Genomic DNA, 24,013 nt, shown 5'->3' on the forward strand with positions numbered 1-24,013 from the left:
CGTCCTGAATAGCGTTGACACGTTCCAGACTTAAATCCGGAGAACGTGATGATGACTGAGTTCAAACGCACCCAACGTGATTATCCTCTATCCTTTAAAATAGCCGTCGTTGAGCACTCTCCTGAGGAGGACAAATCCGCCGGGAGCGGATTTGAACGTTGCGCAGCAACGGCCCGGAGGGTGGCGGGCAGGACGCCCGCCATAAACTGCCAGGCATCAGACAAGTGAAGAAGCCCGTCCGTCAGGACGGGCTTCTTTGCGTGTGTGGTAACTGTAAAAATGCAGGCCTGATAAGCACAGCGCCATCAGGCAATCTGCACCGCCGGATGGCAGCTTCGCCTTATCCGGCCTACAAGGTGCGTGCTTTCTCTAACCACCGCAAAATGAAGGCAGAAATCTGCGATACATCATTAAGATCCAAAACGGGTACCGCTACGGCAAGTGGAATATCACTGGCAACCGCAATAACATGCTCATCAAGAATTAATTCTTCCTCGCTGTTCCCACATCCCTGACGAAAAAGTAAGATCTTCGCAACTGCTTCGTGTTTAAACCCTTCTACCAGCACCAGATCCAGTTTTGATGCATCCATCCGGCTCACCAGCCATGCCAGATCCAACTCTTCTTGCTCCGGCGTTTCCGTCATTAACGCCCAGCGCTGCTGACTGGCAACCAGCGTCTGTGCCGCCCCGGCTTTACGCAGCTCGTAGCTATCTTTACCCGGCTTATCGACATCCATATCATGATGGGTATGCTTAATCAGCCCTGGCCGAATACCGTGCGCACAAAGTGCTGGGATCAGTTTTTTCAGCAGTGTTGTTTTTCCCGTGCCGCTCCACGCGGCAATGGCGAGTAGCGGTATCATGGTCTCTTTTGCCATTGCGCGAGTTCCTCCGGCGTGTTGACGTTCACAAATGCCTCCTTACAATCGCTGAAATCAACGGCGTGTCCTCCTACCTGGCGCATAAAAATCATTACTCGCCGTTCGCCTGCTTGCAAATAAGCTGTCAACTGGGGCTCAACGGCACGATTAATCAACGCGATCGTTGGATGATCGCGTTCTCCATCATAAACCCAAACCACGGGTGCGCCATGACGCTGCGCTGCTAAACGATCGACCAGGTTGTGGGGGATACAGGGATTGTCACAGGGACAAAACAGAAACCAGTCGCCTGCTACCTGCTGAAAAACGGAAAGCATACCCGCCAGCGGACCGGGAAAGTCAGCGATTGAATCCGGAATGACTTTCAGGCCGCTGGCCTGGTAGATATCCAGATGGCGATTAGCACTAATGACGACCGTAGCAAGTTGTGGCGCGAGCGCGTCGGCAACGTGTCGCCAGAGCGGTTTCCCGTCCAGTTCAAGCAGACCTTTATCCGCACCTCCCATCCGCCGGGCTTTACCGCCTGCCAGCACCACGCCGGTTATTACTTCATCCAGATTCACCGATATCGCCTCTTTTATTGTGGGATTGACCCTGCTACCGTGTCTGTATCAAGAATAAGGAGCACAGCTATGAAATGTAAACGCCTGAATGAAGTCATTGAACTCCTCCAGCCAGCCTGGCAGAAAGAGCCTGATCTTAATCTGACGCAATTTTTGCAGAAACTGGCGAAAGAGTCAGGTTTTGACGGCAAACTGGAAGATTTAACTGATGATATCCTGATCTACCATCTGAAAATGCGCGATTCCGCCAAAGACGCCGCCATTCCAGGGATTCAAAAAGACTATGAAGAGGACTTTAAAACGGCGCTTTTACGCGCCCGCGGCGTTATTAAAGAGTAAAACCTTGTAAGCGGCGCCACCGAAATCGTCACGAAATGATATCCTGAATCATTCGTAGTATTTTCCGGATGATGGGATGAACGACAACGCTTTTACTTTCCAGACGCTACACCCGGAAACCATCATGGATGCGCTGTTTGAACAGGGGATCAGGGTGGATTCCGGGCTGACTCCACTAAACAGTTATGAAAACCGCGTCTATCAGTTTCAGGATGAAGACCGTCGACGTTTTGTCGTTAAGTTTTATCGTCCTGAACGCTGGTCTGTTGATCAAATTCGGGAAGAACACCAATTCGCGCTTGAACTGGTGAAGGATGAGGTTCCGGTTGCTGCTCCGCTCGCGTTTAATGGCCAGACGCTGTTAGCGCATCAGGGCTATCATTATGCCATTTTCCCCAGCGTAGGCGGTCGTCAGTTTGAAGCAGACAATATTGATCAGATGGAGGCGGTAGGGCGTTATCTTGGTCGATTGCATCAGACGGGGCGAAAACGTCCTTTCACTTTCCGGCCTGACATTGGGCTTGCAGAGTATCTTTTTGAACCTCGCCAGGTATTCGAAGATGCCGCACTGATTCCCTCCGGGCAAAAAGCGGCTTTCCTGAAAGCCACTGATACTCTACTGTCTGCAGTTACCGAATGCTGGCGCCCCGATTTCGCCACGCTGCGATTGCACGGCGATTGTCATGCCGGCAACATTCTATGGCGTGATGGACCGCTGTTTGTCGATTTAGATGATGCCCGTAACGGCCCGGCGATACAGGATTTATGGATGCTGCTGAACGGCGACAAAGCCGAACAGCGAATGCAGCTTGAAACCATTATTGAAGCTTATGAAGAAGTTAGTGAGTTCGATACGGCTGAAATTGGTCTCATTGAACCTTTACGCGCCATGCGTTTAGTTTATTATCTTGCCTGGTTGATTCGTCGTTGGGGCGATCCTGCGTTTCCAAAAAACTTTCCCTGGTTAACAGGGGAAGATTACTGGCAGCGACAGACAACGACTTTTATTGAGCAGACTAAAATTTTGCACGAACCCCCTTTACAATTAACGCCAATGTATTAATCGGAGAGAGTTGATCATGAAAAAGATTTGGCTGGCGCTGGCTGGTATGGTTTTAGCTTTTAGCGCCTCGGCAGCACAGATCAGCGACGGTAAACAGTATATCACGCTGGATAAACCGGTCGCTGGCGAACCCCAGGTACTGGAGTTTTTCTCCTTCTACTGCCCACATTGTTATCAGTTTGAAGAAGTGCTTCATGTGTCTGACAATGTGAAGAAAAAGCTGCCGGAAGGCACCAAAATGACCAAGTACCACGTTGAGTTCCTGGGGCCGTTGGGCAAGGAGCTCACCCAGGCATGGGCGGTGGCGATGGCGTTGGGTGTAGAAGATAAAGTCACGGTCCCGCTGTTTGAAGCCGTACAGAAAACCCAGACAGTACAATCTGCCGCGGATATCCGTAAAGTGTTCGTTGATGCGGGCGTCAAAGGCGAAGATTACGATGCGGCATGGAACAGCTTCGTGGTGAAATCACTGGTTGCGCAACAGGAGAAAGCCGCGGCTGACCTGCAACTGCAGGGCGTTCCGGCGATGTTCGTCAATGGCAAATACCAGATTAACCCACAAGGCATGGATACCAGCAGCATGGATGTTTTTGTTCAGCAGTATGCTGATACCGTTAAATATTTGGTTGATAAAAAATAAAAAGAACGCCGGTCACTGACCGGCGTTTTTATAAGATGTTTTAATCTCTTCTATCTGTATATCTTTCTTATCCCACAGCGTATTAAGCCAACGTTGAAAACGGCGTTTGAATGTTTTGTCGTTCACGTAATCGCCGTGCAGTTCTTCATTTATGGGTTCCAGTTGCACCCGAACAATAATACGCGTCAGCCTACCGCTTAGCATATCGTAGAAGGGGTGACGATCGTTGTTTGGGTAACACAACGTAATATTAAGCAGCTTATCGAACTGTGAGCCTAAAACATTAATCGCCATTGCAATACCGGCTGCTTTTGGCGGCAACAGATGTTGATAAGGTGAATGCGTTTGCTGACGTTTCTCATGCGTAAATCGCGAGCCTTCAACAAAGTTAACGATAGTGGTGGGATACCGACGAAACTTTTCGCAAGAGCGACGAGTTGTTTCAACATCTTTGCCGCGTCGATCGGGGTGTCGGAGCAGGTAGCTACGGGAGTAGCGCTTCATAAACGGCATATCTAATGCCCAGCACGCCAGGCCGATGAACGGCACCCAGGCCAATTGCTGTTTAAGAAAGTACTTATTCATTGGGATATGCTTGCGGAACAGAACGCAAAGCACAACGATATCGGCCCAGCTGCGATGATTACAAATCAGTAAATACCAATTTTTCTTGCTCAGCCCTTCTAACCCTTCTACATCCCATTGCAAGTGCGGATTAAGGCGTAACAGCGCTGCAAGACCAGCACACCAGCAATACATCATGAAATTGCAGAAAATGGAGACCTTGCGCCAGATACCGGGAACAGGCAAAAGGAGCTTTACCATACCGGCAACGATGATCGGTACTGAGCAAACAATAGTGACCAGGATGGTCAATACGATACTCAATGGGAGCGTGATAGCCGCGAGTATTCTCGTCATAATAAATTATTCAAAAGTTAGCCATAAACGGTGCGCGAAAAGGGCGCAAGAGGCTGATTCTATCAGAAAACGATGCTAATGATGGCGCTGAGTGAAATAGAAACACTCGTAACAACTATCCACATTATGATAACGGCATGAATCAGATAATCAGAAAAACGTGATGTTAACAACTCATTGAAAATAATGGGTAATTATTAAGAGGAGAAGGCTATCGCGCTGATTTTAAAGTAATGGTAAGAATTTACACACAAAGTTATCCACAGGTTTTTTTGCGAGCGATCCTGAAGATCGACAAAACTTTTCCGCAAATGCGGCGAAAAACTCAAGTTTTCCTCCTGTATGTGGCATCCTTTAACCATAATCTGTTAAACAGGCACGGACATTATGGTTCAGATCCCAGAAAACCCACTTATTCTCGTAGATGGCTCATCCTATCTCTATCGCGCCTATCATGCGTTTCCGCCGTTAACCAACAGCGCGGGAGAACCTACGGGCGCAATGTATGGTGTCCTCAACATGTTGCGCAGCCTGATCATGCAGTATCAGCCGACGCATGCTGCGGTGGTGTTTGACGCCAAAGGAAAAACCTTCCGTGATGAGCTCTTTGAACATTACAAATCGCATCGCCCTCCGATGCCGGATGATCTGCGTGCGCAAATAGAGCCGTTACATGCCATGGTTAAAGCCATGGGGTTACCTCTGCTGGCGGTCTCTGGCGTAGAAGCGGATGACGTTATCGGTACACTGGCGCGAGAGGCGGAGAAGGTGGGGCGTCCGGTATTAATCAGCACCGGCGATAAAGATATGGCACAGTTGGTGACGCCGAATATTACGCTGATCAACACCATGACTAACACCATCCTCGGCCCGGATGAAGTCGTTAATAAGTACGGCGTGCCGCCTGAGCTGATTATCGACTTTCTGGCGCTGATGGGGGACTCCTCGGATAATATTCCAGGCGTACCTGGCGTGGGTGAGAAGACGGCGCAAGCTTTGCTTCAGGGATTGGGCGGCCTGGATACGCTGTACGCCGAGCCGGAAAAAATTGCCGGTCTCACTTTCCGCGGCGCCAAAACGATGGCCGCTAAATTAGCGCAGAATAAAGACGTAGCGTACCTGTCTTATAAACTCGCCACCATTAAAACGGATGTTGAACTGGAGCTGACCTGCGAACAGCTTGAAGTACAGCAGCCGATTGCGGATGAACTGCTGGGCCTGTTTAAAAAATATGAGTTTAAGCGCTGGACGGCGGACGTTGAGTCCGGCAAATGGCTACAGGCAAAGGGCGCGAAACCGGCGGCCAAACCGCAGGAAACGGTCGTTATTGATGAATCGCCCAGCGAACCGGCAGCGGCGCTCTCTTATGAAAATTATGTCACTATTCTGGACGACGTTACGCTGGAAAGCTGGATTGAAAAGCTGAAAAAAGCGCCAGTTTTTGCTTTCGACACGGAGACCGACAGCCTGGATAATATCGCCGCCAACCTGGTGGGCCTCTCGTTTGCCATCGAACCTGGCGTTGCCGCGTATGTACCTGTCGCGCATGATTATCTGGACGCTCCGGATCAAATTTCCCGCCAGCGTGCTCTGGAACTGCTGAAGCCGCTGCTGGAAGATGAAAAAGTGCGCAAAGTGGGGCAAAACCTCAAGTACGATCGCGGCGTCTTGCAAAATTACGGTATTGAGCTGCGCGGTATCGCCTTCGATACCATGCTTGAGTCTTACATTCTGAACAGCGTCGCCGGACGCCATGATATGGACAGCTTGTCCGATCGTTGGCTGAAGCACAAAACTATCACCTTTGAAGACATTGCCGGTAAAGGTAAAAACCAGCTCACCTTTAACCAGATCGCACTGGAGGAAGCGGGGCGCTATGCGGCAGAAGATGCGGATGTCACGTTACAGTTGCATCTCAAAATGTGGCCAGAGCTCCAGCAGCACAAAGGCCCGCTGAATGTTTTCGAAAACATCGAAATGCCGCTGGTGCCGGTGCTGTCACGCGTTGAGCGCAATGGCGTAAAAATCGATCCTGCCGTCCTGCACAAACATTCGGAAGAAATCACACTACGTCTGGCGGAACTGGAAAAGAAAGCGCATGACATTGCGGGCGAGGCGTTCAACCTGTCCTCAACGAAGCAGTTGCAGACCATCCTGTTTGAAAAGCAGGGTATTAAGCCGCTGAAGAAAACGCCTGGCGGCGCGCCGTCAACGTCGGAAGAGGTGCTGGAGGAGCTAGCGCTGGACTATCCGCTGCCGAAAGTGATTCTGGAGTATCGTGGTCTGGCGAAGCTAAAATCCACCTATACCGATAAGCTGCCGCTGATGATTAACCCGAAAACCGGGCGCGTCCACACCTCCTATCATCAGGCGGTAACGGCGACGGGACGTTTATCGTCCACCGATCCGAACCTGCAAAATATTCCGGTGCGCAATGAGGAAGGCCGCCGCATTCGTCAGGCATTTATTGCGCCTGAGGATTATCTCATCGTATCTGCGGACTATTCACAGATTGAGCTGCGTATTATGGCGCATCTTTCCCGTGATAAAGGACTGCTTACGGCGTTCGCCGAAGGGAAGGATATTCACCGCGCAACGGCGGCGGAAGTCTTTGGCTTGCCGCTGGATAGCGTGACCGGGGAACAGCGCCGAAGTGCGAAAGCCATTAACTTTGGCCTGATTTACGGGATGAGCGCCTTCGGTCTTTCTCGCCAGCTTAATATTCCGCGTAAAGAGGCGCAGAAGTATATGGATCTCTACTTCGAACGCTACCCTGGCGTGCTGGAATATATGGAGCGCACACGCGCTCAGGCAAAAGAACAAGGTTATGTGGAAACGCTGGAGGGACGCCGCCTTTACCTGCCGGATATTAAATCCAGCAACGCGGCGCGGCGCGCGGGGGCGGAACGCGCGGCGATCAATGCTCCCATGCAAGGAACGGCTGCCGATATCATCAAGCGCGCCATGATTGCCGTCGATGCCTGGCTACAGGCCGAGCAGCCGCGCGTGCGGATGATTATGCAGGTACACGATGAATTAGTGTTCGAGGTGCATAAAGACGACTTAGATGCGGTATCAAAACGTATCCATCAGTTGATGGAAAACTGCACGCGTATTGATGTGCCGTTGCTGGTGGAAGTCGGTAGCGGAGAAAATTGGGATCAAGCGCACTAAGCATTTAAGGAATAACGCGCTTTTTTCGTAATTAAGCAACATAAGCACGGGGGTTTTGTGATGGGTATTAGAATTCCCTATGTAAAGAATGAAAAAAAATTACGAAAAGGTCTTTCTGTGTTGCTCAAAAAAGAGTAAAGTTATTCACGTAGGGTACAGAGGTAAGATGTTCTATCTTTCAGACCTTTTACTTCACGTAATCGGATTTGGCTGAATATTTTAGCCGCCCCAGTCAGTTATGACTGGGGCGTTTTTTATTGGGCGTAAGAAAAGTTTCGCTCGCACCGTAGGCCGGATAAGACGCGCAGCGGCGCCATCCGGCATAGCGGATGATTATTCCCCGTCCTGAATCTCTTCGACCGGTGCCAGTTCGCTAAACCAGCTATCCAGCTTCTGACGTAACTTATCCACGCCCTGCTTTTTCAGCGAGGAAAACGCTTCTACCTGCACATCGCCATTAAAAGCCAGCACGGCTTCACGTACCATATTCAACTGCGCCTTGCGCGCGCCGCTGGCCAGTTTGTCCGCTTTGGTCAGCAGAACCAGAACCTGGATATTGCTCTCTACAGCCCACTGGATCATCTGCTGGTCGAGGTCTTTCAACGGATGGCGGATATCCATTAAAACGACTAAGCCCTGTAGGCTTTGACGTTTCTCCAGATATTCCCCCAGCGCGCGTTGCCACTTGCGTTTCATCTCTTCCGGGACTTCCGCGTAGCCATAGCCCGGCAGGTCGACCAACCGTTTGCCATCTACGACTTCAAACAGGTTAATCAATTGGGTACGGCCCGGCGTTTTAGAGGTGCGCGCAAGGCTTTTTTGGTTGGTCAACGTGTTCAGGGCGCTGGATTTGCCTGCATTGGAACGGCCAGCAAAAGCCACTTCAATTCCGCAATCGGAAGGTAAATGGCGAATATCAGGCGCACTCATCACAAAATGCGTCTGTTGATAATTCAGGTTAGTCAAAGCGGTCGTCTCCGTCAGTCAAAGCATTGTGGCGATTATACCTGAACGCCAGCAAAAGACGGATTTTTCGGCGCGGCGGTGCTGTAAGTAAAAGCCATACGCTTTGTGAGACATTGTCCATTGCACTTATGCGACATGACAGAGTCGTTGTCAGGCTCAAAGCCAGTTAATATAGTTAAATCATGAATTTATAGAAAGGTAATTGTCTGAAAAAAAGGGATTTGCCGTGTCGGTATCTTGTGAGTTTACCCCAAAAGAGTAAAGTAATGCACATAGCGAGGACGCTAACAGGATCAACGACTCAGGATGAGGGTCAGGAGCGCCAGGAGGCGAAGACACAGGATTGTCAGGAAGACAAACGTCCGGAGACGTTAGTAAAAGGAAATGGAAACAACATGGAATGTTCCAGGCTAAGGGAAAAACAGGGCGTGTTGATAGCCAACAGGGATGGTGGAACCCGTTAAGGGTCGTGAGTCAAGAAAAAAGGCGGCAGATTACTCTGTCGCCTTTTTTCTTTGCTTGCTTTCTGCTAGATTCCGCCTCAATTCTATACTGAATAAAACGGCTTAAAGATCTGACATCATGAAAAAACCAACCTCTGCACCGCGCAGTAAAGCCTTTGGCAAACAGCGTCGTAAAACGCGTGAAGAGTTAAACCAGGAGGCGCGCGACCGTAAACGCCTGAAAAAACATCGCGGTCATGCGCCGGGAAGTCGCGCGGCGGGCGGCAATTCCGTTTCGGGCGGCGGCAATCAGAATCAACAAAAAGATCCACGCATTGGCAGTAAAACACCTGTTCCATTGGGCGTGACTGAAAAAGTGACCCAACAGCATAAACCGAAAAGTGAGAAACCTATGCTTTCACCGCAGGCGGAGTTGGATTTACTGGAAACGGATGAGCGCCTGGATGCGCTGTTAGAACGTTTGGAAGCGGGCGAAACCCTGAGTGCGGAAGATCAAGCCTGGGTAGATGCCAAACTGGATCGTATTGATGAACTGATGCAGAAGCTTGGTCTGTCTTACGATGACGACGAAGAAGACGACGAAGAGGACGAGAAGCAGGAAGATATGATGCGCCTGCTAAGAGGCGGCAACTAACGGGTTTACACCGTGGGCTTGCCCGTCCTGCTTATAACCCTTCCGGTTATATGTTATCTGGTGTGGTTATTCGTTAAACTACAGCGATTGTCGCGGCGACAGAAATGGCTGCGCAGCCGGCTTGCCGCCCGTTATGGCGTGAAGCCGGTACGCCGTACCCGCCAGAGACGCCATCGGAAGGAGTGAGCATGTCTGAACAGCAAATAGACTGGGATCTGGCCCTGATCCAGAAATATAACTATTCCGGGCCACGATATACCTCGTACCCAACCGCGCTGGAGTTTTCTGAAGACTTCGAGGACGCCGCATTCTTGCAGGCTGTAGCGCGTTATCCTGAACGTCCGCTCTCGCTGTATGTGCATATCCCGTTTTGTCACAAGTTGTGTTATTTCTGCGGCTGCAACAAGATTGTCACCCGCCAACAGCATAAAGCTGACCAGTACCTTGACGCGCTTGAGCAGGAAATTCGTCATCGCGCGCCGCTGTTTGCAGACCGTCATGTCAGCCAGCTTCACTGGGGCGGCGGTACGCCTACTTACCTGAATAAAGCGCAAATCAGCCGCTTAATGACGCTGTTGCGTGAAAATTTCCACTTTAATACCGACGCGGAAATCTCGATCGAAGTCGATCCCCGTGAAATTGGGCTGGATGTGCTCGATCATTTACGTGCGGAAGGTTTTAACCGCCTGAGTATGGGGGTGCAGGACTTTAATAAAGAGGTGCAGCGCTTGGTTAACCGCGAGCAGGATGAAGAATTCATCTTTGCGTTGCTTAATCACGCCCGCGATATCGGCTTTACCTCGACCAATATCGATTTGATCTACGGTCTACCGAAACAGACGCCGGAAAGCTTCGCTTTCACGCTGAAGCGTGTGACGGAACTGAACCCCGATCGTTTGAGCGTCTTTAACTATGCGCATCTGCCAACGCTTTTTGCCGCCCAGCGTAAAATTAAAGATGCCGATTTACCCAGCGCGCAGCAGAAACTGGATATTTTGCAGGAGACGATCGTATCGCTTACTCAGGCCGGTTATCAGTTTATCGGGATGGACCATTTTGCCCGTCCGGACGACGAACTGGCCGTCGCGCAGCGCGAAGGCGTGCTGCACCGTAATTTTCAGGGCTATACGACCCAGGGCGATACCGATCTGCTGGGGATGGGGGTTTCTGCTATCAGCATGATTGGCGATGGCTACATGCAGAACCAGAAAGAGCTGAAGCGTTATTACCAGCAAGTGGATGAGCGGGGCAATGCGCTATGGCGTGGTATTACGCTGACCCGTGATGATTGCATTCGTCGCGATGTTATCAAAGCGCTGATTTGTAACTTCCGCCTGGATTTTAACGCTGTCGAACAACAGTGGGGTTTGCATTTCGCTGAGTATTTTGCCGAAGATTTGCAGTTACTGTCGCCGCTGGCAAAAGATGGGCTGGTGGATATTAGCGAGAAGGGAATTCAGGTGACGGCGAAAGGTCGTTTGCTGATCCGCAATATCTGCATGTGCTTTGACGCGTATCTGCGCCAGAAAGCGCGGATGCAGCAGTTCTCGCGCGTCATTTAGCCGGGTTGCCCGGTGGCGCTGCGCTTACCGGGCCTACACGTTGCGACAACCTGTAGGCCGGATAAGCATTAGCGCCATCCGGCACATTGTCAGCTGAACAGTCCCACCAGCGCGGCACACAATACGGCGGCTAGCGCAGTTTGTGGCGTGTGGCTGTCGACCGCTCCACTCGATACCAGATTAATAATAGATTCTAACATAATGAATCCCCCCGTTTGCCGGGCATGATCATACTGAACTCATCGGAACAGTAAAGCGCAAAATAGCAGCGTTTTGCGCTCAATTATTAATCTTTACACTCGCGGGTAATGTTTACTCCATTCCCAGCTCTTTCAACTTCCGCGTTAGGGTGTTTCGCCCCCAACCGAGCAGCCTGGCGGCTTCCTGTTTATGACCCTGCGTATGGCGTAACGCCGTGGTCAGTAGCGTTCTCTCCAGTTCTGGCTGCGCTTCAGAAAGCAGGTTTTGATGACCGGATCGCAAGGCGCGGTCCGCCCATTGTGCCAGTAATGTAGCCCAGCTATCCGGTGGCAGGTGGGACGGGCTATCCGGCGCCGAGGCTTCAAACAGGTCGCCAGGTAAATCCTGGATCAATACCTCCTGTCCGGCGGCCATGACGGTGAGCCAGCGGCAGGTATTTTCTAACTGACGCACGTTACCAGGCCATGCCAGGCGCGTTAACGCCGTTTCGGTTTCCGGATGTAATAATTTGGCTTCCACGCCTAATTCACGGGCGGCGACCTGCAAAAAATGGTGCGCCAGGCGCGGAATATCCTCACGGCGCTCGCGCAACGGCGGAAGATGGATACGAATCACGTTCAGGCGGTGGAACAGGTCTTCGCGGAATTTCCCTTCCTGAACGCGTCGTTCGAGGTTCTGGTGGGTGGCGGCGATAATGCGCACATCCACTTTTACCGGCGCGTACCCGCCCACGCGGTAGAACTGTCCGTCAGCCAGCACGCGTAACAGACGAGTCTGGACATCCAGCGGCATATCGCCAATTTCGTCCAGAAACAGCGTGCCGCCGTCAGCCTGCTCGAAACGGCCCTGCCGGATGGTATTCGCCCCGGTAAAAGCGCCTTTCTCATGGCCAAACAGTTCGGATTCAATCAAATCTTTCGGGATGGCCGCCATATTGAGCGCGATAAACGGCGCTTTGGCGCGTGGGCTATGGCGGTGAAGCGCATGGGCGACCAGTTCTTTACCAGTTCCTGATTCGCCGTTAATCAACACGCTAATCGAAGAACGCGACAGCCGACCAATAATGCGAAACACATCCTGCATGGCGGGCGCTTCGCCTATCATGTCTGTTGTCGGGCCGTTAACCTCGATATTACGCGGTTGCTGCTGCTCCTGATAGTGGCTAATCGCGCGCTCGACCAGAGCGACGGCTTCATCAATATCAAACGGTTTAGGCAGATAATCAAACGCCCCCTGCTGATAGGCGCTCACGGCGGCATCTAAATCGGAATGCGCGGTCATAATGATGACCGGAAGCATCGGGTGACGCTGTTTAATCTGCTTTAATAGCGCCAGCCCGTCCATTCCCGGCATTCGGATATCCGACAGCAAGACGTCCGGCGTTTTACTGGCCAGCGCAGCCAGTACTTCATTACCATTCTCAAAGGTGGTACAGGTCAACCCTGCCCCGGCGAGAGCACGTTCAAGCACCCAACGGATGGAACTATCATCATCGACGACCCAGACTATTCCTCGTTGCATAAACACCTCTATTTCCGAATCGGCAGGTAAACCGAAAACTCGGTATGCCCCGGCCAACTGGTAAATTCAATTTTGCCGGCGTGTTGATCGATAAGATTGCGGGCGATAGATAACCCAAGCCCGGTGCCGCCTTCGCGACCGCTGACCATCGGGTAGAACAGCGTATCCTGTAAATGGGGAGGAATGCCCGGCCCATTGTCTTCAACGTCTATACGCGCCGCCAGGCGATAGCGTTCGCCATGCAGCGTTAACTGGAAGGCGGTACGGGTACGCAGCGTAATTTCGCCGCCTTCCGGCCCCAGCGCCTGCAAGGCATTGCGGACAATATTCAGCAGTACTTGCTCAATTTGTTCCGGGTCATGCGGCAGTTCTGGCAGACTGGGGTCGTAATCGCGGATAAGCCGGACATTATCCGGCAGTTCCATCGACACCAGCGCCACCACGCGCTCCGCGACTTTATGTATGCTCTCGGTAATGTGCATTCCCGGGTGCTGCGGCCCCAGCAAACGATCGACAAGGTTGCGTAGCCTGTCGGCCTGTTCAATGATGACTTTGGTATATTCCGTTAGCGCCGGGTCGGGCAGCGCCTTGCTGAGTAGCTGCGCCGCGCCGCGCAGGCCGCCGAGCGGATTTTTGATTTCGTGCGCCAGACCGCGCACCAGATCGCGGGCGGCGATTTGCTGCGCGTGCTGCAACTGCTCCTGACTCAGACGACGCTGGTTATCCATCGGCGCCATTTCGAGCAGTATAAAATCGTCGGGCAGACGTTGGGCGGTCAAAGAGAGAATATGCGAGCGACTATCAATCACCAGCGTCACTTCGTTATCGGTAAAGCCTTGCCCTGCCGCTAAACTTTCGCGCATCAGGTCAATGTTTAACGAAAAATAGCTCAACAGTTCAGGTAACGGCGTCCCGAACAGTTTGCGTGAGCTTTGCGCGAGCAACTGCTGCGCGGCAGGGTTGGCGTAATGGATTGCCAGCGCGTCGTCGACCACCAGCACGCTGTTGATTAACGAATTGAGGATCTGCCCAGCATCGGGCTGTATGCCGCTTGCCATTCAGCAGTCTCCTGGAAAAGGTTGCACCATTTTAGTGCATTATAGCTTTTTACCACTAAAAAGCGCGTGAGATCAGATTGTTGGTGGAGAAAAAAGCCCATCCTGGGATGGGCTGAAAGTTTCCACGGCAACTCAAAAACTCCTGACGCCTTTCACGCTGCTGCTGCGTTGGCTGCCTTCGCTTACCCCAGTCTCATCGCTATCTATGCTCCTGGGGATGTGCTCAGTTGCCGCCTTGCAGCAACGCGAAATTCGTCGGATTTTTAATATACGATTAAACGCTGTAGTACAGCTCAAACTCTACCGGGTGCGGGGTCATACGCACGCGGTCATCTTCTTCGCGACGCAGCGCAATATACGCATCGATCGCTTCATCCGTGAACACGCCGCCTGCTTTCAGGAACTCGCGGTCCAGGTCCAGCGCGTTCAGCGCTTCTTCCAGAGAACCCGCTACCTGTGGGATCTCTTTCGCTTCTTCCGGCGGCAGGTCATACAGGTTTTTGTCCATGGCTTCGCCCGGGTGAATCTTATTCTTAATCCCGTCCAGACCGGCCATCAGCAGGGCGGCAAAGCACAGATATGGGTTAGCCGCCGGGTCCGGGAAGCGAACTTCGATACGGCGCGCTTTCGGAGACGCCACCACCGGAATACGGATGGAGGCGGAACGGTTACGGGCGGAGTAGGCCAGCATCACCGGCGCTTCGTAACCCGGGACCAGACGCTTGTAGGAGTTGGTGGTCGGGTTCGCCAGGGCGTTGATGGCTTTGGCGTGTTTGATGACGCCGCCGATGTAGTACAGCGCCTGCTCAGACAGACCGGCATATTTGTCGCCAGAGAACAGGTTGGTACCGTTCTTCGCCAGCGACATGTGGCAGTGCATACCGGAACCGTTATCGCCGAACATCGGTTTTGGCATAAAGGTCGCGGTCTTACCGAAGCGGTGAGCCACGTTATGCACGACATATTTGTAAATCTGAATTTCGTCGGCTTTTTTGGTCATGGTGTTAAAGCGGGTCGCCACTTCGTTCTGACCTGCGGTCGCTACTTCGTGGTGGTGCGCTTCAACGACCAGGCCCATCTGCTCCATGACCAGACACATTTCAGAACGGATATCCTGCGCGGAGTCAACTGGCGGAACCGGGAAATAACCGCCTTTCACGCCCGGACGATGGCCTTTGTTGCCGCCTTCGTACTTGGTAGAGGAGTTCCAGGCGCCTTCAATATCGTCAATCGCCACATGTGAGCCGGAGATAGATGCGCCGAAGCGGATGTCGTCGAACAGGAAGAATTCAGGTTCCGGCCCAAACAGGACGGTATCGGCGATACCGGTCGCGCGCAGGTAGTCTTCCGCACGTTTTGCGATGGAACGTGGGTCACGGTCATAACCTTGCAGAGTGCCGGGCTCCAGGATGTCGCAACGGATAATCAGGGTGGAGTCGGCGAAGAACGGGTCGATAACCGCAGTGGACGCATCGGGCATCAGCACCATGTCGGATTCGTTAATGCCTTTCCAGCCGCCGATAGAGGAGCCGTCAAACATTTTGCCTTCTTCAAAGAATTCGGCATTTACCTGATGAGCAGGAATCGTGACGTGCTGTTCTTTGCCTTTGGTATCGGTGAAGCGCAGATCGACAAACTTCACTTCGTGCTCGTTCAGCATCGTCAAAACGTGTTCAGCGGACATACTTGTACTCTCCCGGATTGGTCATGGTCGGTCGTCGTGGTAACGAGATCTTCAATTCTGCTGGCCGTGTCGCCGTAAAAATATAAAGCGAAATCTGTGCCAACTTTCACATTGCCCCCAAAAGGCGTTATCATGCGCACCATCGTGCAAAAGGGCTGCACCACGGTGACTATGTTGCACCAAAATAGTGCTTCAATGTGAACATTAAGCACCACATTGGTGCAATAGAACGCAAGCCACCCTTTTAACGCTCCGTGAAAGCGATCACAAAGAGACTCTGCAATACTTGTTTGCGGAGGATGTTTGTGATCCTGTTTTGTAGTGCGATTAATCCGTGTACAATAACGCGCTATTTCTAATGCCTGAGGCAAAGTTGTGATCGAAAATTTGCGTAACATCGCCATCATCGCGCACGTTGACCATGGTAAAACTACCCTGGTTGATAAGCTGCTCCAGCAATCCGGTACGTTCGACGCGCGTGCCGAAACTCAAGAGCGAGTGATGGACTCCAACGATTTGGAGAAAGAGCGTGGTATTACTATCCTCGCTAAAAACACCGCTATTAAATGGAATGATTACCGTATCAACATCGTTGATACTCCCGGGCACGCTGACTTCGGTGGTGAAGTAGAGCGCGTCATGTCCATGGTTGACTCTGTGCTGCTGGTGGTTGACGCATTTGACGGCCCGATGCCGCAAACGCGCTTCGTGACCAAAAAAGCCTTTGCTCATGGCCTGAAACCTATTGTGGTTATCAACAAGGTTGACCGTCCTGGCGCGCGCCCTGACTGGGTTGTTGACCAGGTATTCGACCTGTTTGTTAACCTCGACGCGACCGACGAACAGCTGGACTTCCCGATCATCTACGCTTCGGCGCTGAACGGTATCGCGGGTCTGGACCACGAAGATATGGCGGAAGACATGACCCCGCTGTATCAGGCGATCATTGATCATGTTCCGGCGCCGGACGTTGACCTCGATGGTCCGTTGCAGATGCAGATCTCCCAGCTGGACTACAACAACTACGTTGGCGTTATCGGCATCGGCCGTATCAAACGCGGCAAAGTGAAGCCGAACCAGCAGGTCACTATCATCGATAGTGAAGGGAAAACCCGTAACGCGAAAGTAGGTAAAGTGCTGACGCATCTGGGTCTGGAGCGTATCGACAGCGATATCGCCGAAGCGGGCGATATCATTGCGATCACCGGTCTGGGCGAGCTGAACATTTCCGACACCATCTGCGACCCGCAGAACGTTGAAGCGCTGCCGGCGCTGTCCGTTGATGAGCCGACCGTGTCTATGTTCTTCTGCGTTAACACCTCGCCGTTCTGCGGTAAAGAAGGTAAGTTTGTGACTTCTCGTCAGATTCTTGACCGTCTGAACAAAGAGCTGGTGCATAACGTGGCGCTGCGCGTTGAAGAAACCGAAGATGCGGATGCGTTCCGTGTATCCGGTCGTGGCGAACTGCACCTGTCCGTGCTGATTGAAAATATGCGTCGTGAAGGTTTCGAACTGGCGGTTTCCCGTCCGAAAGTTATCTTCCGTGAAATCGACGGTCGTAAACAAGAGCCGTACGAAAACGTGACGCTGGACGTCGAAGAGCAGCACCAGGGGTCTGTCATGCAGGCGCTGGGCGAGCGTAAAGGCGACCTGAAAAACATGAATCCGGACGGTAAAGGCCGCGTACGTCTCGACTACGTGATCCCAAGCCGTGGGCTGATTGGTTTCCGTTCAGAATTTATGACCATGACTTCCGGTACGGGTCTGCTGTACTCCACCTTCAGCCATTACGACGATATTCGTCCGGGTGAAGTGGGCCAGCGTCAGAACGGCGTACTGATCTCCAACGGTCAGGGTAAAGCGGTGGCGTTTGCGCTGTTCGGTTTGCAGGATCGCGGTAAGCTGTTCCTGGGTCACGGCGCGGAAGTTTACGAAGGCCAGATTATTGGTATTCACAGTCGCTCCAACGACCTGACGGTAAACTGCCTGACCGGTAAGAAACTGACCAACATGCGTGCGTCCGGTACGGATGAAGCGGTGATTCTGGTTCCGCCAATTAAAATGAGCCTTGAGCAAGCGCTGGAGTTCATTGATGACGACGAACTGGTAGAAGTCACCCCTACCTCTATCCGTATCCGTAAACGTCACCTGACGGAAAACGATCGCCGCCGTGCGAACCGTGGTCAGAAAGAAGAGTAATTAACGCTCTTACGGATAAAAACCCTGCCGAAATGAAAACTCGGCGGGGTTTTTTTATTCACATTGATAAAGGGATAAGGTTGCCAAAAAATCAGCAATCGCTGGCGTATTATGCCGACCAATGACAATGGTCAGCGAGCGAAGCTTTGGCAGATCTTCATCGGTTAACATCAAATTAATGAGCTGTTCCTGGGTTAATTCATTGTCCCAATCAATATTAAATCGCTTATTCATTTGTTTCCCTTCTCTATAAGCATGAATATGGTAAAACGCTTTACGAATATTATCATGGCGCTTAGGGGCGGGATATCGGGAGTCTGATTCAGGATGAATGAGCGGGCAGAACAACTACCCGCTGTGATGCAGATTCGGAAAATAGAGGCGATAATATCAGAAGAAATACTTCGCCCCGATACGAATCTGGTTTTGCTCTCTATGGTAGGGGCCCACGTTACGATCTAACCAGCGTAATTCAAAATAGGGCAACCAGTGTTCATTGATACGATAACGGAAGGTATTAGTGATTTCCCAATGATGCTTCGTACCATTACTACTATTAAAATCATTAACGTTATAAAAATAGTGTGGTTCAAAGGTATAAGAAAATTTATCGGTAATGATAAAATTCCAATAGTTACCGATTTCATAGCTGTCATTATTATCCAGTTCGCCATTCAAATCGGTTGAACTATAATTATTGTGATTATATCGGTTACGTACCGTAAGATTAAACCACGGGGTAAATTTATAGTTAACATCCAGATAGACGGCGCCGCCGGAACCAATGCTTTTGTCGTTTATTAACCCACCAGGCTGGATGGTTAATTTATCTGTAGGTTTAAATAACGGATACCAGCCCTCAATCTCATTATAACCGTGCTTTAATTCATCATCACGCTGTAGCGTATAGGTATTGGTCAACATAATTCCGGCACCCATATCGGAGTTATAGCCGACGCGCAGCATAAACTCCATTTGGTCAGACGCCAGGTTATAGGCCTCACGGTTTTCTACATAAGCGCCAGCAAAAACAGAGGTGGATATTATTGAAGTTAATATCACTAGAGTATTCAGAGATTTCATAATAAATCCATTTTTCAAATATAGGGAAGCCGCCATCCATCGGGATGGATAAAGCGGCAAGCGTCGTTTAATTATTTACAGTAGAAATACTTTGTTTATTATTAGTCGCGACAATTTTATTACCTGTTTTCTTTCGTTGGGCAATTTCCTCGATAATAAAAGCGAAACGTTGTTCATTGAGCTTATAAAAAAAGCCCATCGTTAGTGCTGCGATAATGGCAAGACCGCAAGGCCATAAAAAAATGAGCTGACGCAAACCAAGCAACGTGGTGTCACTTTGAGCTATGTTGGGGATATAACCGATTTGCGTCAGCATAATACCTGGCAAAAAGCCAGCAAGCGCAGCGGAAATTTTGCGGGAAAAGGTATAACCCGTGTACACCGAGCCTTCAGCGCGAATACCCGTTTTCCATTCACCGTAGTCAACCGTATCCGGAACCAGTGCCCAGTTCAGGCTGTTGACGAAAGCGGTACCGAAGAAGGCGATACAAGAGAAAATGACAAAATAAAAGGAGTTATAACCCCAAAAATAATTTAAAACATCGCCCGCGGCCCATAAAAGCATACCTGCTAAATACACGCGTTTCTTGCCAAAGCATTTTACGGTCCAGGGAACTAACAAAACACCAATAATTACACAGCCCATACTAAAAAAACCCATCCAGGATAATAGGTTAATGTCATTTAGTACATATTGGGTATAATAAACTTGAATAGCGAGCTTGATATTAAATGCTGCTAGTGTACACAAATTTGCAATGCATAGAACTAATAGTGGTGGGTTGTGAAAAATTGCACAAAATGATTTGATGATGCTTGCCTTATGTCCCGGCGATGGGGGCTCAATGTAATGTTCTTTGGTTCCTTTATAACATAGCATAATAAAAATGAAACCAAAGATAGAGAAAGTTAAGGCTGCATAACCATAACCAATGGTAGTTGTAGAGAATAAAGATTGAAGTGGAATAAAAGCAACCGTACAGATTAATAATCCTATTGTTGCCCCTCCCTGCCGAAAAGCTGCCAGTTGTGCGCGTTCATTTGGATTTTTTGTTATTGCTGGGATCATAGCGCCATATGAACAGTTCATTAGACTGTAAAACAGTCCGAATAACATAAATAGACCGGTAGCAATAGCGGTCTTTATCGGCAGACTAAATGTTGTAGCAATAAACTGAACTGTCGCAATAATTGCTGATGGTACTGCTGCATACAGAATGAAAGGTCTAAATTTCCCTCTGATTCCAATGTTTTTTTGAGAATCGAGAAGAAATCCGGTTAGCATATCTGTAAATGCAGTAAAGAATTTTGCTATGAGGAAAATAACCCCGCCATAATATGCAGGCATTCCTAGCTCATCTGTGTAAAACTTGAGCAAATATAATGTGCCAATGCTTAGCATTAGATTAGAGCCAATATCACCCGCACCGTAAGCGAGTTTTTCTCTCAAGCTTAGTTTTAGCGTTAGCGGATCATGGTCAGGCATAACCACTCCTTACAACGCCCCGAAGGGCATCAGTCATTATTATTGTTAAGCAGTACGTTTACGTGCTTCTATTTCCTCAACGATACGTATGTACATTTTCTCGTTGAGGTTGTAAAAACAGCCCATTGTAATCATGGCCAACACTGCGAGGGCACAAGGATATATGAAGATCAACTGACGTAATCCTTCAACAGTGCTGGTTGATTGCACCACGTTGGGTATGTAGCCAATTTGAGTAAGCATCCATCCGGGAAAAAATCCAGCCAACGCTTGGGACATTTTGCGAAAGAAGGTGAGCCCGGTATAGACCGTCCCTTCGGAACGAACACCTGTACGCCATTCACCATATTCCACTGTGTCCGAGACTAGCGCCCAGTTCAGGCTGTTGACGAATGCTGAACCAAAGAATGCCAGACAGGAGAAGGCCACGAAGCTCACCGAACTGTCGCCGAAGCTGTAGTTAAGCAAATCACCCACGGCCCAAATTAGCAGTCCGCCGATATAGACTTTTTTCTTACCAAAACGGCGTACAGCGGTAGGCATTAAAAATACGCCGATGAAGATACAACCCATACTGAAGAATCCCATATAGGACAACAGAATCGGATCGTTCAGCACGTACTGGGTGTAGTAGACCTGAATCGCCAGTTTGACATTAAATGCCGCAAGGGTGCAAAGGTTGGCGACGCACAGAATAAACAACGGGCGGTTACCGGCGATGGCGCGAAAGGATTGCAAAATTCCTGCTTTTTGTGCGGAATCAGCCTGTTTGACCTCGACATAACGCTCTTTGACACCCGCATAGCAAAGCCACATAAATAGCAGCCCGCATAACGAGAAAAGAGCAGCGGTTACGCCATATTGCAATTGTTGATTGCCTTCAATCAAATTCATTACTGGTACAAAAGCAACGGTGCCAATGAGAAGGCCTAAGGTGGATCCGCCCTGGCGCCAGGCTGCCAGCGAGGCACGTTCATTTGGATTTTTGGTTATAGCTGGCACCATCGCGCCATAAGAGCAGTTCATTAGGCTGTAGCATAATCCATACAGCATAAACAGCAGCGTTGCGACGACCGTTTTGCCCGTAATTTCTAACGGTGTTCCTATAAAGTTGGCTGTAGCCAGCAGTGCTACTGGGAATGAGCCATACAGAACGAACGGGAGAAATTTACCTTTCGGTCCTATTTTTCGCCGCGAGTCGAGCACAATACCAGTGCCCATATCGGCAAATGCGGTAAAGAATTTAGCGATTAAGAAAATAATCCCACCATAGGTTCCCGGAAGACCGAGGACATCTGTGTAGAATTTCAACAAATAGAGTGTGCCAATATCCAGCAGAATATTGGAACCCAGATCGCCTATGCCATAAGCTATTTTTTCTTTAAGCGGCAGGCGTAGCGTTGCCGGATCAGCAGAGGTCTGACTCATTATTTTTCTCCATCTGCCCGCAGGTTTCCCTGCGGGCGAGTCGTATTAGATATTCCGTAAAGAAGCAAAAAGTGAAGCCCACTCGCTCTTCGCGCGATAGAAGACCGGCGGTTTGCCAATGGGCGCATCCACGGTAATTTCACCGCCGTGGTGAGCTTCGCCGGTCCAGATATTCACCCAGTGATCTTCCGGCAGGTACAGCGTCCAGTCGCAACGCCCCTGCTCGTGAACCGGCGCGACCAGCAGATCCTGACCGAGCAGATATTGATATTTCAGGGTGTAGGTTGCGGCATCGTTCTCGTAGTGCAGGAATAGCGGACGCATGACCGGCAGACCGGTAGCCGCGTTTTGCGCCACCGCCTGCTTGAGATACGGTTTCAGCGTGGTAAAGACGGTGGTCATGCGGGCAAAGTGGGCAATAGTTTCCGCGTCGCCGTCGAACTGCCAGTTATCGCCGGGGCGGTTGCCTTCATGGGTGCGCATCATCGGCGTAAAGGCGCTGAAATCGCACCAGCGCAGCAGCAACTCTTTGCTGCGTTTCATGTCAAACAGGGTGGTGTAGCCGCCGATATCGCTGTGATGCAGACCATGGCCGGTCATCGCCAGCGACAATGCCGCAGGCACTACAGAGGCCAGACCATCATCAAGGCTCCAGTCAACGTTCTGGTCACCTGCCCACATCATGGTGGAATATTTCTGACTGCCGGTGTAACCCGCACGCATAAAGAACAGGATCTCGCCGAGTTTGCCGGTCTCCTGTAGCGCTTCGTAGTTACATTTCGCCCACAGCGCAGGCCAGGCGTTATGCATGATCTCGGCGCTGACGCCGTTGTGCAGATACGTGTCGGTCGGCAGATATTCGCCGAAATCCGCCATCCAGCCGCTGCAGCCGAGCGCGATCATGTTCTTTTTGATGACGTCTTTGAACCAGTCGTAAGCTTCAGGATTGGTCAGATCGACCACGCCGCCATAGAATTCGCCAAACTCGACCAGATAGTCGCCGCCCGTGGCGTCTTTCGCCAGATAGCCGTGTTTCGCTGCCTCGGCGCAGAGGTCTTTATCACTGGCGACGTATGGGTTGATATAAGAGAGGAACTGGACGCCTTCTTCTTTCCACTGTTTGATCCGGCTATCCAGCTGTGGATAGTTGTCGCTATTCCACTTCCAGTTCCACATCACGCGCTTGCCGAAAGAGGTCATGCGGATACCGGACCAGTCCTGCGCCCAAATACCGTTCACTTTTACGCCTGCGTTGCGCATGGTATCCAGTTTTTGCTGGCAAACTTCCGTACCGCCCTGAATGCCTAGCGTGACGCCGTCATAAACCCAGTCCGGCAGCTCCGGCTGGCGGCCTAACAGCGCAGTCAGTTTTTCCAGCAGGGCGATGTAGGTGTCGGCACACTCAAAACGCAGCGTAGTTTTATCTTCCCACAGCGCCAGTTCGTGATACTCCGGCGCGCTGAAGTCGAAATTCATATAGCAGCTATTATCGACGTGGCAGTAATACTTCTGCGTGCTGACAAAGGTCGGTTGCGGGAAGAAGGTCCAGTAATAGTCGCCGCCGGCGTTCTCTTTACAGTCTGCCTGCCAGGTGACATAGCTGGTTTTATTACGGCCAACGCCCTGTTCGCTGGTCCACAGCGGGAACGGCTTGCCGCGCAAATCGAAATAAGAGAACTGTTCGCCGCAGCCGTAGATATGGTCATCTGGATTAGCTGCGAGGCGTAACCAGATACGGTTATGGTGCAGGTCGTCGTTTTGCAGATCCAACGTCAGGCGTCCCGCCTCATCGGTGGAGATGCGAAGGGTGGCGCTAATTGTTGCGCCACAGCTGAATTGTACCAGCCAGCCGTCGGGTAGCTCGCTGACCGTGGCCTCCGTTAATGCAATCTTCTCGTTAAGTTTGTCTTTGATGCTAAAGTTGCCGCGAAACATGTCAATGTCGGCAACGCCCGCGCCAATCCACAGACAGGGATTTTCGGCGCTGTGACGTAAAATCAGGCGCTGGTGGTACGTCAGCGTAAAGCCCTCAATGTTCTTTTCTATCAGGACAGAGGATAAATGCTTACTTTGCGTGCTCATAAAATATTCTCCATGAAATTGAGGAACGCGAGCATACTGATTGTTTATGATTCGTTATTATT

At 50.8% G+C, this 24,013-nt stretch carries 21 protein-coding genes and 2 pseudogenes; 9 read left to right on the forward strand and 14 right to left on the reverse strand.

All coding sequences use genetic code 11. The annotated features are described in order from the left end of the window. Positions 1-349 precede the first annotated feature (349 nt). Positions 350-865 carry a molybdopterin-guanine dinucleotide biosynthesis protein MobB gene (gene mobB / locus NA624_RS20670; RefSeq protein ID WP_023892294.1) on the reverse strand — a complete coding sequence of 172 codons (516 nt, stop codon included), beginning with the start codon at positions 863-865 and terminating at the stop codon, positions 350-352. Continuing rightward, positions 862-1,446, reverse strand: coding sequence for a molybdenum cofactor guanylyltransferase MobA (gene mobA, locus NA624_RS20675; protein WP_001046880.1), 585 nt, complete (start codon positions 1,444-1,446; stop codon positions 862-864). Before mobA ends, mobB begins: the two co-directional genes overlap by 4 nt. A 69-nt stretch (positions 1,447-1,515) precedes the next feature. On the opposite strand from mobA, the gene NA624_RS20680 reads away from it, so the two are divergent. The 3 genes from NA624_RS20680 (at position 1,516) to dsbA (ending at position 3,488) form a co-directional block, all read left to right on the forward strand. Next, positions 1,516-1,785 carry a YihD family protein gene (locus NA624_RS20680; RefSeq protein WP_000649858.1) on the forward strand — a complete coding sequence of 90 codons (270 nt, stop codon included), beginning with the start codon at positions 1,516-1,518 and terminating at the stop codon, positions 1,783-1,785. 76 nt (positions 1,786-1,861) lie between these two features. Further along, complete coding sequence (locus NA624_RS20685) at positions 1,862-2,848, forward strand: serine/threonine protein kinase (protein WP_000999260.1); 987 nt, start codon at positions 1,862-1,864, stop codon at positions 2,846-2,848. Between the two features lie 16 nt (positions 2,849-2,864). Then, positions 2,865-3,488 (forward strand): thiol:disulfide interchange protein DsbA, encoded by a 624-nt coding sequence (gene dsbA / locus NA624_RS20690; protein WP_000725364.1) that lies wholly within the window; start codon positions 2,865-2,867, stop codon positions 3,486-3,488. Positions 3,489-3,500: 12 nt separating this feature from the next. On the opposite strand, the gene NA624_RS20695 is transcribed toward dsbA, so the two are convergent. Continuing rightward, complete coding sequence (locus tag NA624_RS20695) at positions 3,501-4,409, reverse strand: acyltransferase (protein WP_000196900.1); 909 nt, start codon at positions 4,407-4,409, stop codon at positions 3,501-3,503. A gap of 387 nt (positions 4,410-4,796) precedes the next feature. Between NA624_RS20695 and polA the strand changes: the two genes are divergently transcribed. Both polA and NA624_RS20705 read left to right on the forward strand, forming a co-directional pair. Continuing rightward, positions 4,797-7,583, forward strand: coding sequence for a DNA polymerase I (polA, locus tag NA624_RS20700; protein ID WP_000249961.1), 2,787 nt, complete (start codon positions 4,797-4,799; stop codon positions 7,581-7,583). A 166-nt stretch (positions 7,584-7,749) separates the two neighbouring features. Then, positions 7,750-7,797 (forward strand): spot 42 RNA, inhibition of DNA synthesis, encoded by a 48-nt coding sequence (locus NA624_RS20705; protein WP_071892919.1) that lies wholly within the window; start codon positions 7,750-7,752, stop codon positions 7,795-7,797. 119 nt (positions 7,798-7,916) lie between these two features. Here NA624_RS20705 and yihA read toward each other — a convergent pair whose 3' ends face one another. Next, the gene (gene yihA / locus NA624_RS20710; RefSeq protein WP_000183327.1) at positions 7,917-8,549 is read right to left on the reverse strand and encodes a ribosome biogenesis GTP-binding protein YihA/YsxC; all 633 of its coding nucleotides are present in this window, start codon (positions 8,547-8,549) and stop codon (positions 7,917-7,919) included. A 239-nt stretch (positions 8,550-8,788) separates the two neighbouring features. On the opposite strand from yihA, the gene NA624_RS20715 reads away from it, so the two are divergent. The 3 genes from NA624_RS20715 to hemN all read left to right on the forward strand — a co-directional run bounded on the left by NA624_RS20715 (position 8,789) and on the right by hemN (position 11,209). After that, complete coding sequence (locus tag NA624_RS20715; RefSeq protein ID WP_001541209.1) at positions 8,789-9,013, forward strand: hypothetical protein; 225 nt, start codon at positions 8,789-8,791, stop codon at positions 9,011-9,013. A gap of 118 nt (positions 9,014-9,131) precedes the next feature. Further along, complete coding sequence (gene yihI / locus NA624_RS20720; RefSeq protein ID WP_000743297.1) at positions 9,132-9,647, forward strand: Der GTPase-activating protein YihI; 516 nt, start codon at positions 9,132-9,134, stop codon at positions 9,645-9,647. 188 nt (positions 9,648-9,835) lie between these two features. After that, positions 9,836-11,209, forward strand: a complete 1,374-nt coding sequence (gene hemN, locus NA624_RS20725) for an oxygen-independent coproporphyrinogen III oxidase (RefSeq protein ID WP_000003523.1) — start codon at positions 9,836-9,838, stop codon at positions 11,207-11,209. 89 nt (positions 11,210-11,298) lie between these two features. On the opposite strand, the gene NA624_RS20730 is transcribed toward hemN, so the two are convergent. The 4 genes from NA624_RS20730 to glnA all read right to left on the reverse strand — a co-directional run bounded on the left by NA624_RS20730 (position 11,299) and on the right by glnA (position 15,673). Further along, positions 11,299-11,409, reverse strand: coding sequence for a YshB family small membrane protein (locus tag NA624_RS20730; protein ID WP_001578131.1), 111 nt, complete (start codon positions 11,407-11,409; stop codon positions 11,299-11,301). Between the two features lie 112 nt (positions 11,410-11,521). Then, positions 11,522-12,931: a nitrogen regulation protein NR(I) gene (glnG, locus tag NA624_RS20735; RefSeq protein ID WP_001188781.1), complete on the reverse strand. Its 1,410-nt coding sequence runs from the start codon at positions 12,929-12,931 to the stop codon at positions 11,522-11,524. Between the two features lie 8 nt (positions 12,932-12,939). Next, the gene (glnL, locus tag NA624_RS20740) at positions 12,940-13,989 is read right to left on the reverse strand and encodes a nitrogen regulation protein NR(II) (RefSeq protein WP_000146194.1); all 1,050 of its coding nucleotides are present in this window, start codon (positions 13,987-13,989) and stop codon (positions 12,940-12,942) included. A 274-nt stretch (positions 13,990-14,263) separates the two neighbouring features. After that, the gene (gene glnA, locus NA624_RS20745; RefSeq protein WP_001271699.1) at positions 14,264-15,673 is read right to left on the reverse strand and encodes a glutamate--ammonia ligase; all 1,410 of its coding nucleotides are present in this window, start codon (positions 15,671-15,673) and stop codon (positions 14,264-14,266) included. 375 nt (positions 15,674-16,048) lie between these two features. On the opposite strand from glnA, the gene typA reads away from it, so the two are divergent. Beyond that, on the forward strand, positions 16,049-17,872 hold the full coding sequence (gene typA, locus NA624_RS20750) for a ribosome-dependent GTPase TypA (protein ID WP_000572060.1): 1,824 nt from the start codon (positions 16,049-16,051) through the stop codon (positions 17,870-17,872). Positions 17,873-17,926: 54 nt separating this feature from the next. Here typA and NA624_RS20755 read toward each other — a convergent pair. From NA624_RS20755 to NA624_RS20780, 6 genes and pseudogenes are all read right to left on the reverse strand, one after another. Continuing rightward, positions 17,927-17,998, reverse strand: a pseudogene (locus NA624_RS20755) (hypothetical protein); the annotation flags it as partial. Then, a pseudogene (locus tag NA624_RS20760) lies at positions 17,999-18,106 on the reverse strand (STM4015 family protein); the annotation flags it as partial. A 156-nt stretch (positions 18,107-18,262) separates the two neighbouring features. Next, positions 18,263-18,955, reverse strand: a complete 693-nt coding sequence (gene ompL / locus NA624_RS20765; protein ID WP_000838821.1) for a porin OmpL — start codon at positions 18,953-18,955, stop codon at positions 18,263-18,265. Positions 18,956-19,022: 67 nt separating this feature from the next. Continuing rightward, positions 19,023-20,441, reverse strand: coding sequence for an MFS transporter (locus NA624_RS20770; protein WP_001112783.1), 1,419 nt, complete (start codon positions 20,439-20,441; stop codon positions 19,023-19,025). Positions 20,442-20,486: 45 nt separating this feature from the next. Continuing rightward, positions 20,487-21,869 carry an MFS transporter gene (locus tag NA624_RS20775; protein ID WP_439040290.1) on the reverse strand — a complete coding sequence of 461 codons (1,383 nt, stop codon included), beginning with the start codon at positions 21,867-21,869 and terminating at the stop codon, positions 20,487-20,489. 45 nt (positions 21,870-21,914) lie between these two features. Then, positions 21,915-23,951, reverse strand: coding sequence for an alpha-glucosidase (locus NA624_RS20780; RefSeq protein WP_000107275.1), 2,037 nt, complete (start codon positions 23,949-23,951; stop codon positions 21,915-21,917). Between the last annotated feature and the right edge of the window lie 62 nt (positions 23,952-24,013).

Source organism: Salmonella sp. NW38 (genome assembly GCF_051807745.1).
GTDB classification, from domain to species: domain Bacteria; phylum Pseudomonadota; class Gammaproteobacteria; order Enterobacterales; family Enterobacteriaceae; genus Salmonella; species Salmonella enterica.

Coding starts and splice junctions, on each gene's coding strand:
- yihI (WP_000743297.1), top strand. CDS start 9,132: ATGAAAAAACCAACCTCTGCACCGCGCAGTAAAGCCTTTGGCAAACAG.
- mobB (WP_023892294.1), bottom strand. CDS start 865: ATGATACCGCTACTCGCCATTGCCGCGTGGAGCGGCACGGGAAAAACA.
- glnL (WP_000146194.1), bottom strand. CDS start 13,989: ATGGCAAGCGGCATACAGCCCGATGCTGGGCAGATCCTCAATTCGTTA.
- polA (WP_000249961.1), top strand. CDS start 4,797: ATGGTTCAGATCCCAGAAAACCCACTTATTCTCGTAGATGGCTCATCC.
- glnA (WP_001271699.1), bottom strand. CDS start 15,673: ATGTCCGCTGAACACGTTTTGACGATGCTGAACGAGCACGAAGTGAAG.
- NA624_RS20730 (WP_001578131.1), bottom strand. CDS start 11,409: ATGTTAGAATCTATTATTAATCTGGTATCGAGTGGAGCGGTCGACAGC.
- NA624_RS20680 (WP_000649858.1), top strand. CDS start 1,516: ATGAAATGTAAACGCCTGAATGAAGTCATTGAACTCCTCCAGCCAGCC.
- glnG (WP_001188781.1), bottom strand. CDS start 12,931: ATGCAACGAGGAATAGTCTGGGTCGTCGATGATGATAGTTCCATCCGT.
- NA624_RS20685 (WP_000999260.1), top strand. CDS start 1,862: ATGAACGACAACGCTTTTACTTTCCAGACGCTACACCCGGAAACCATC.
- NA624_RS20695 (WP_000196900.1), bottom strand. CDS start 4,409: ATGACGAGAATACTCGCGGCTATCACGCTCCCATTGAGTATCGTATTG.
- dsbA (WP_000725364.1), top strand. CDS start 2,865: ATGAAAAAGATTTGGCTGGCGCTGGCTGGTATGGTTTTAGCTTTTAGC.
- ompL (WP_000838821.1), bottom strand. CDS start 18,955: ATGAAATCTCTGAATACTCTAGTGATATTAACTTCAATAATATCCACC.
- NA624_RS20770 (WP_001112783.1), bottom strand. CDS start 20,441: ATGCCTGACCATGATCCGCTAACGCTAAAACTAAGCTTGAGAGAAAAA.
- hemN (WP_000003523.1), top strand. CDS start 9,836: ATGTCTGAACAGCAAATAGACTGGGATCTGGCCCTGATCCAGAAATAT.
- NA624_RS20775 (WP_439040290.1), bottom strand. CDS start 21,869: ATGAGTCAGACCTCTGCTGATCCGGCAACGCTACGCCTGCCGCTTAAA.
- NA624_RS20780 (WP_000107275.1), bottom strand. CDS start 23,951: ATGAGCACGCAAAGTAAGCATTTATCCTCTGTCCTGATAGAAAAGAAC.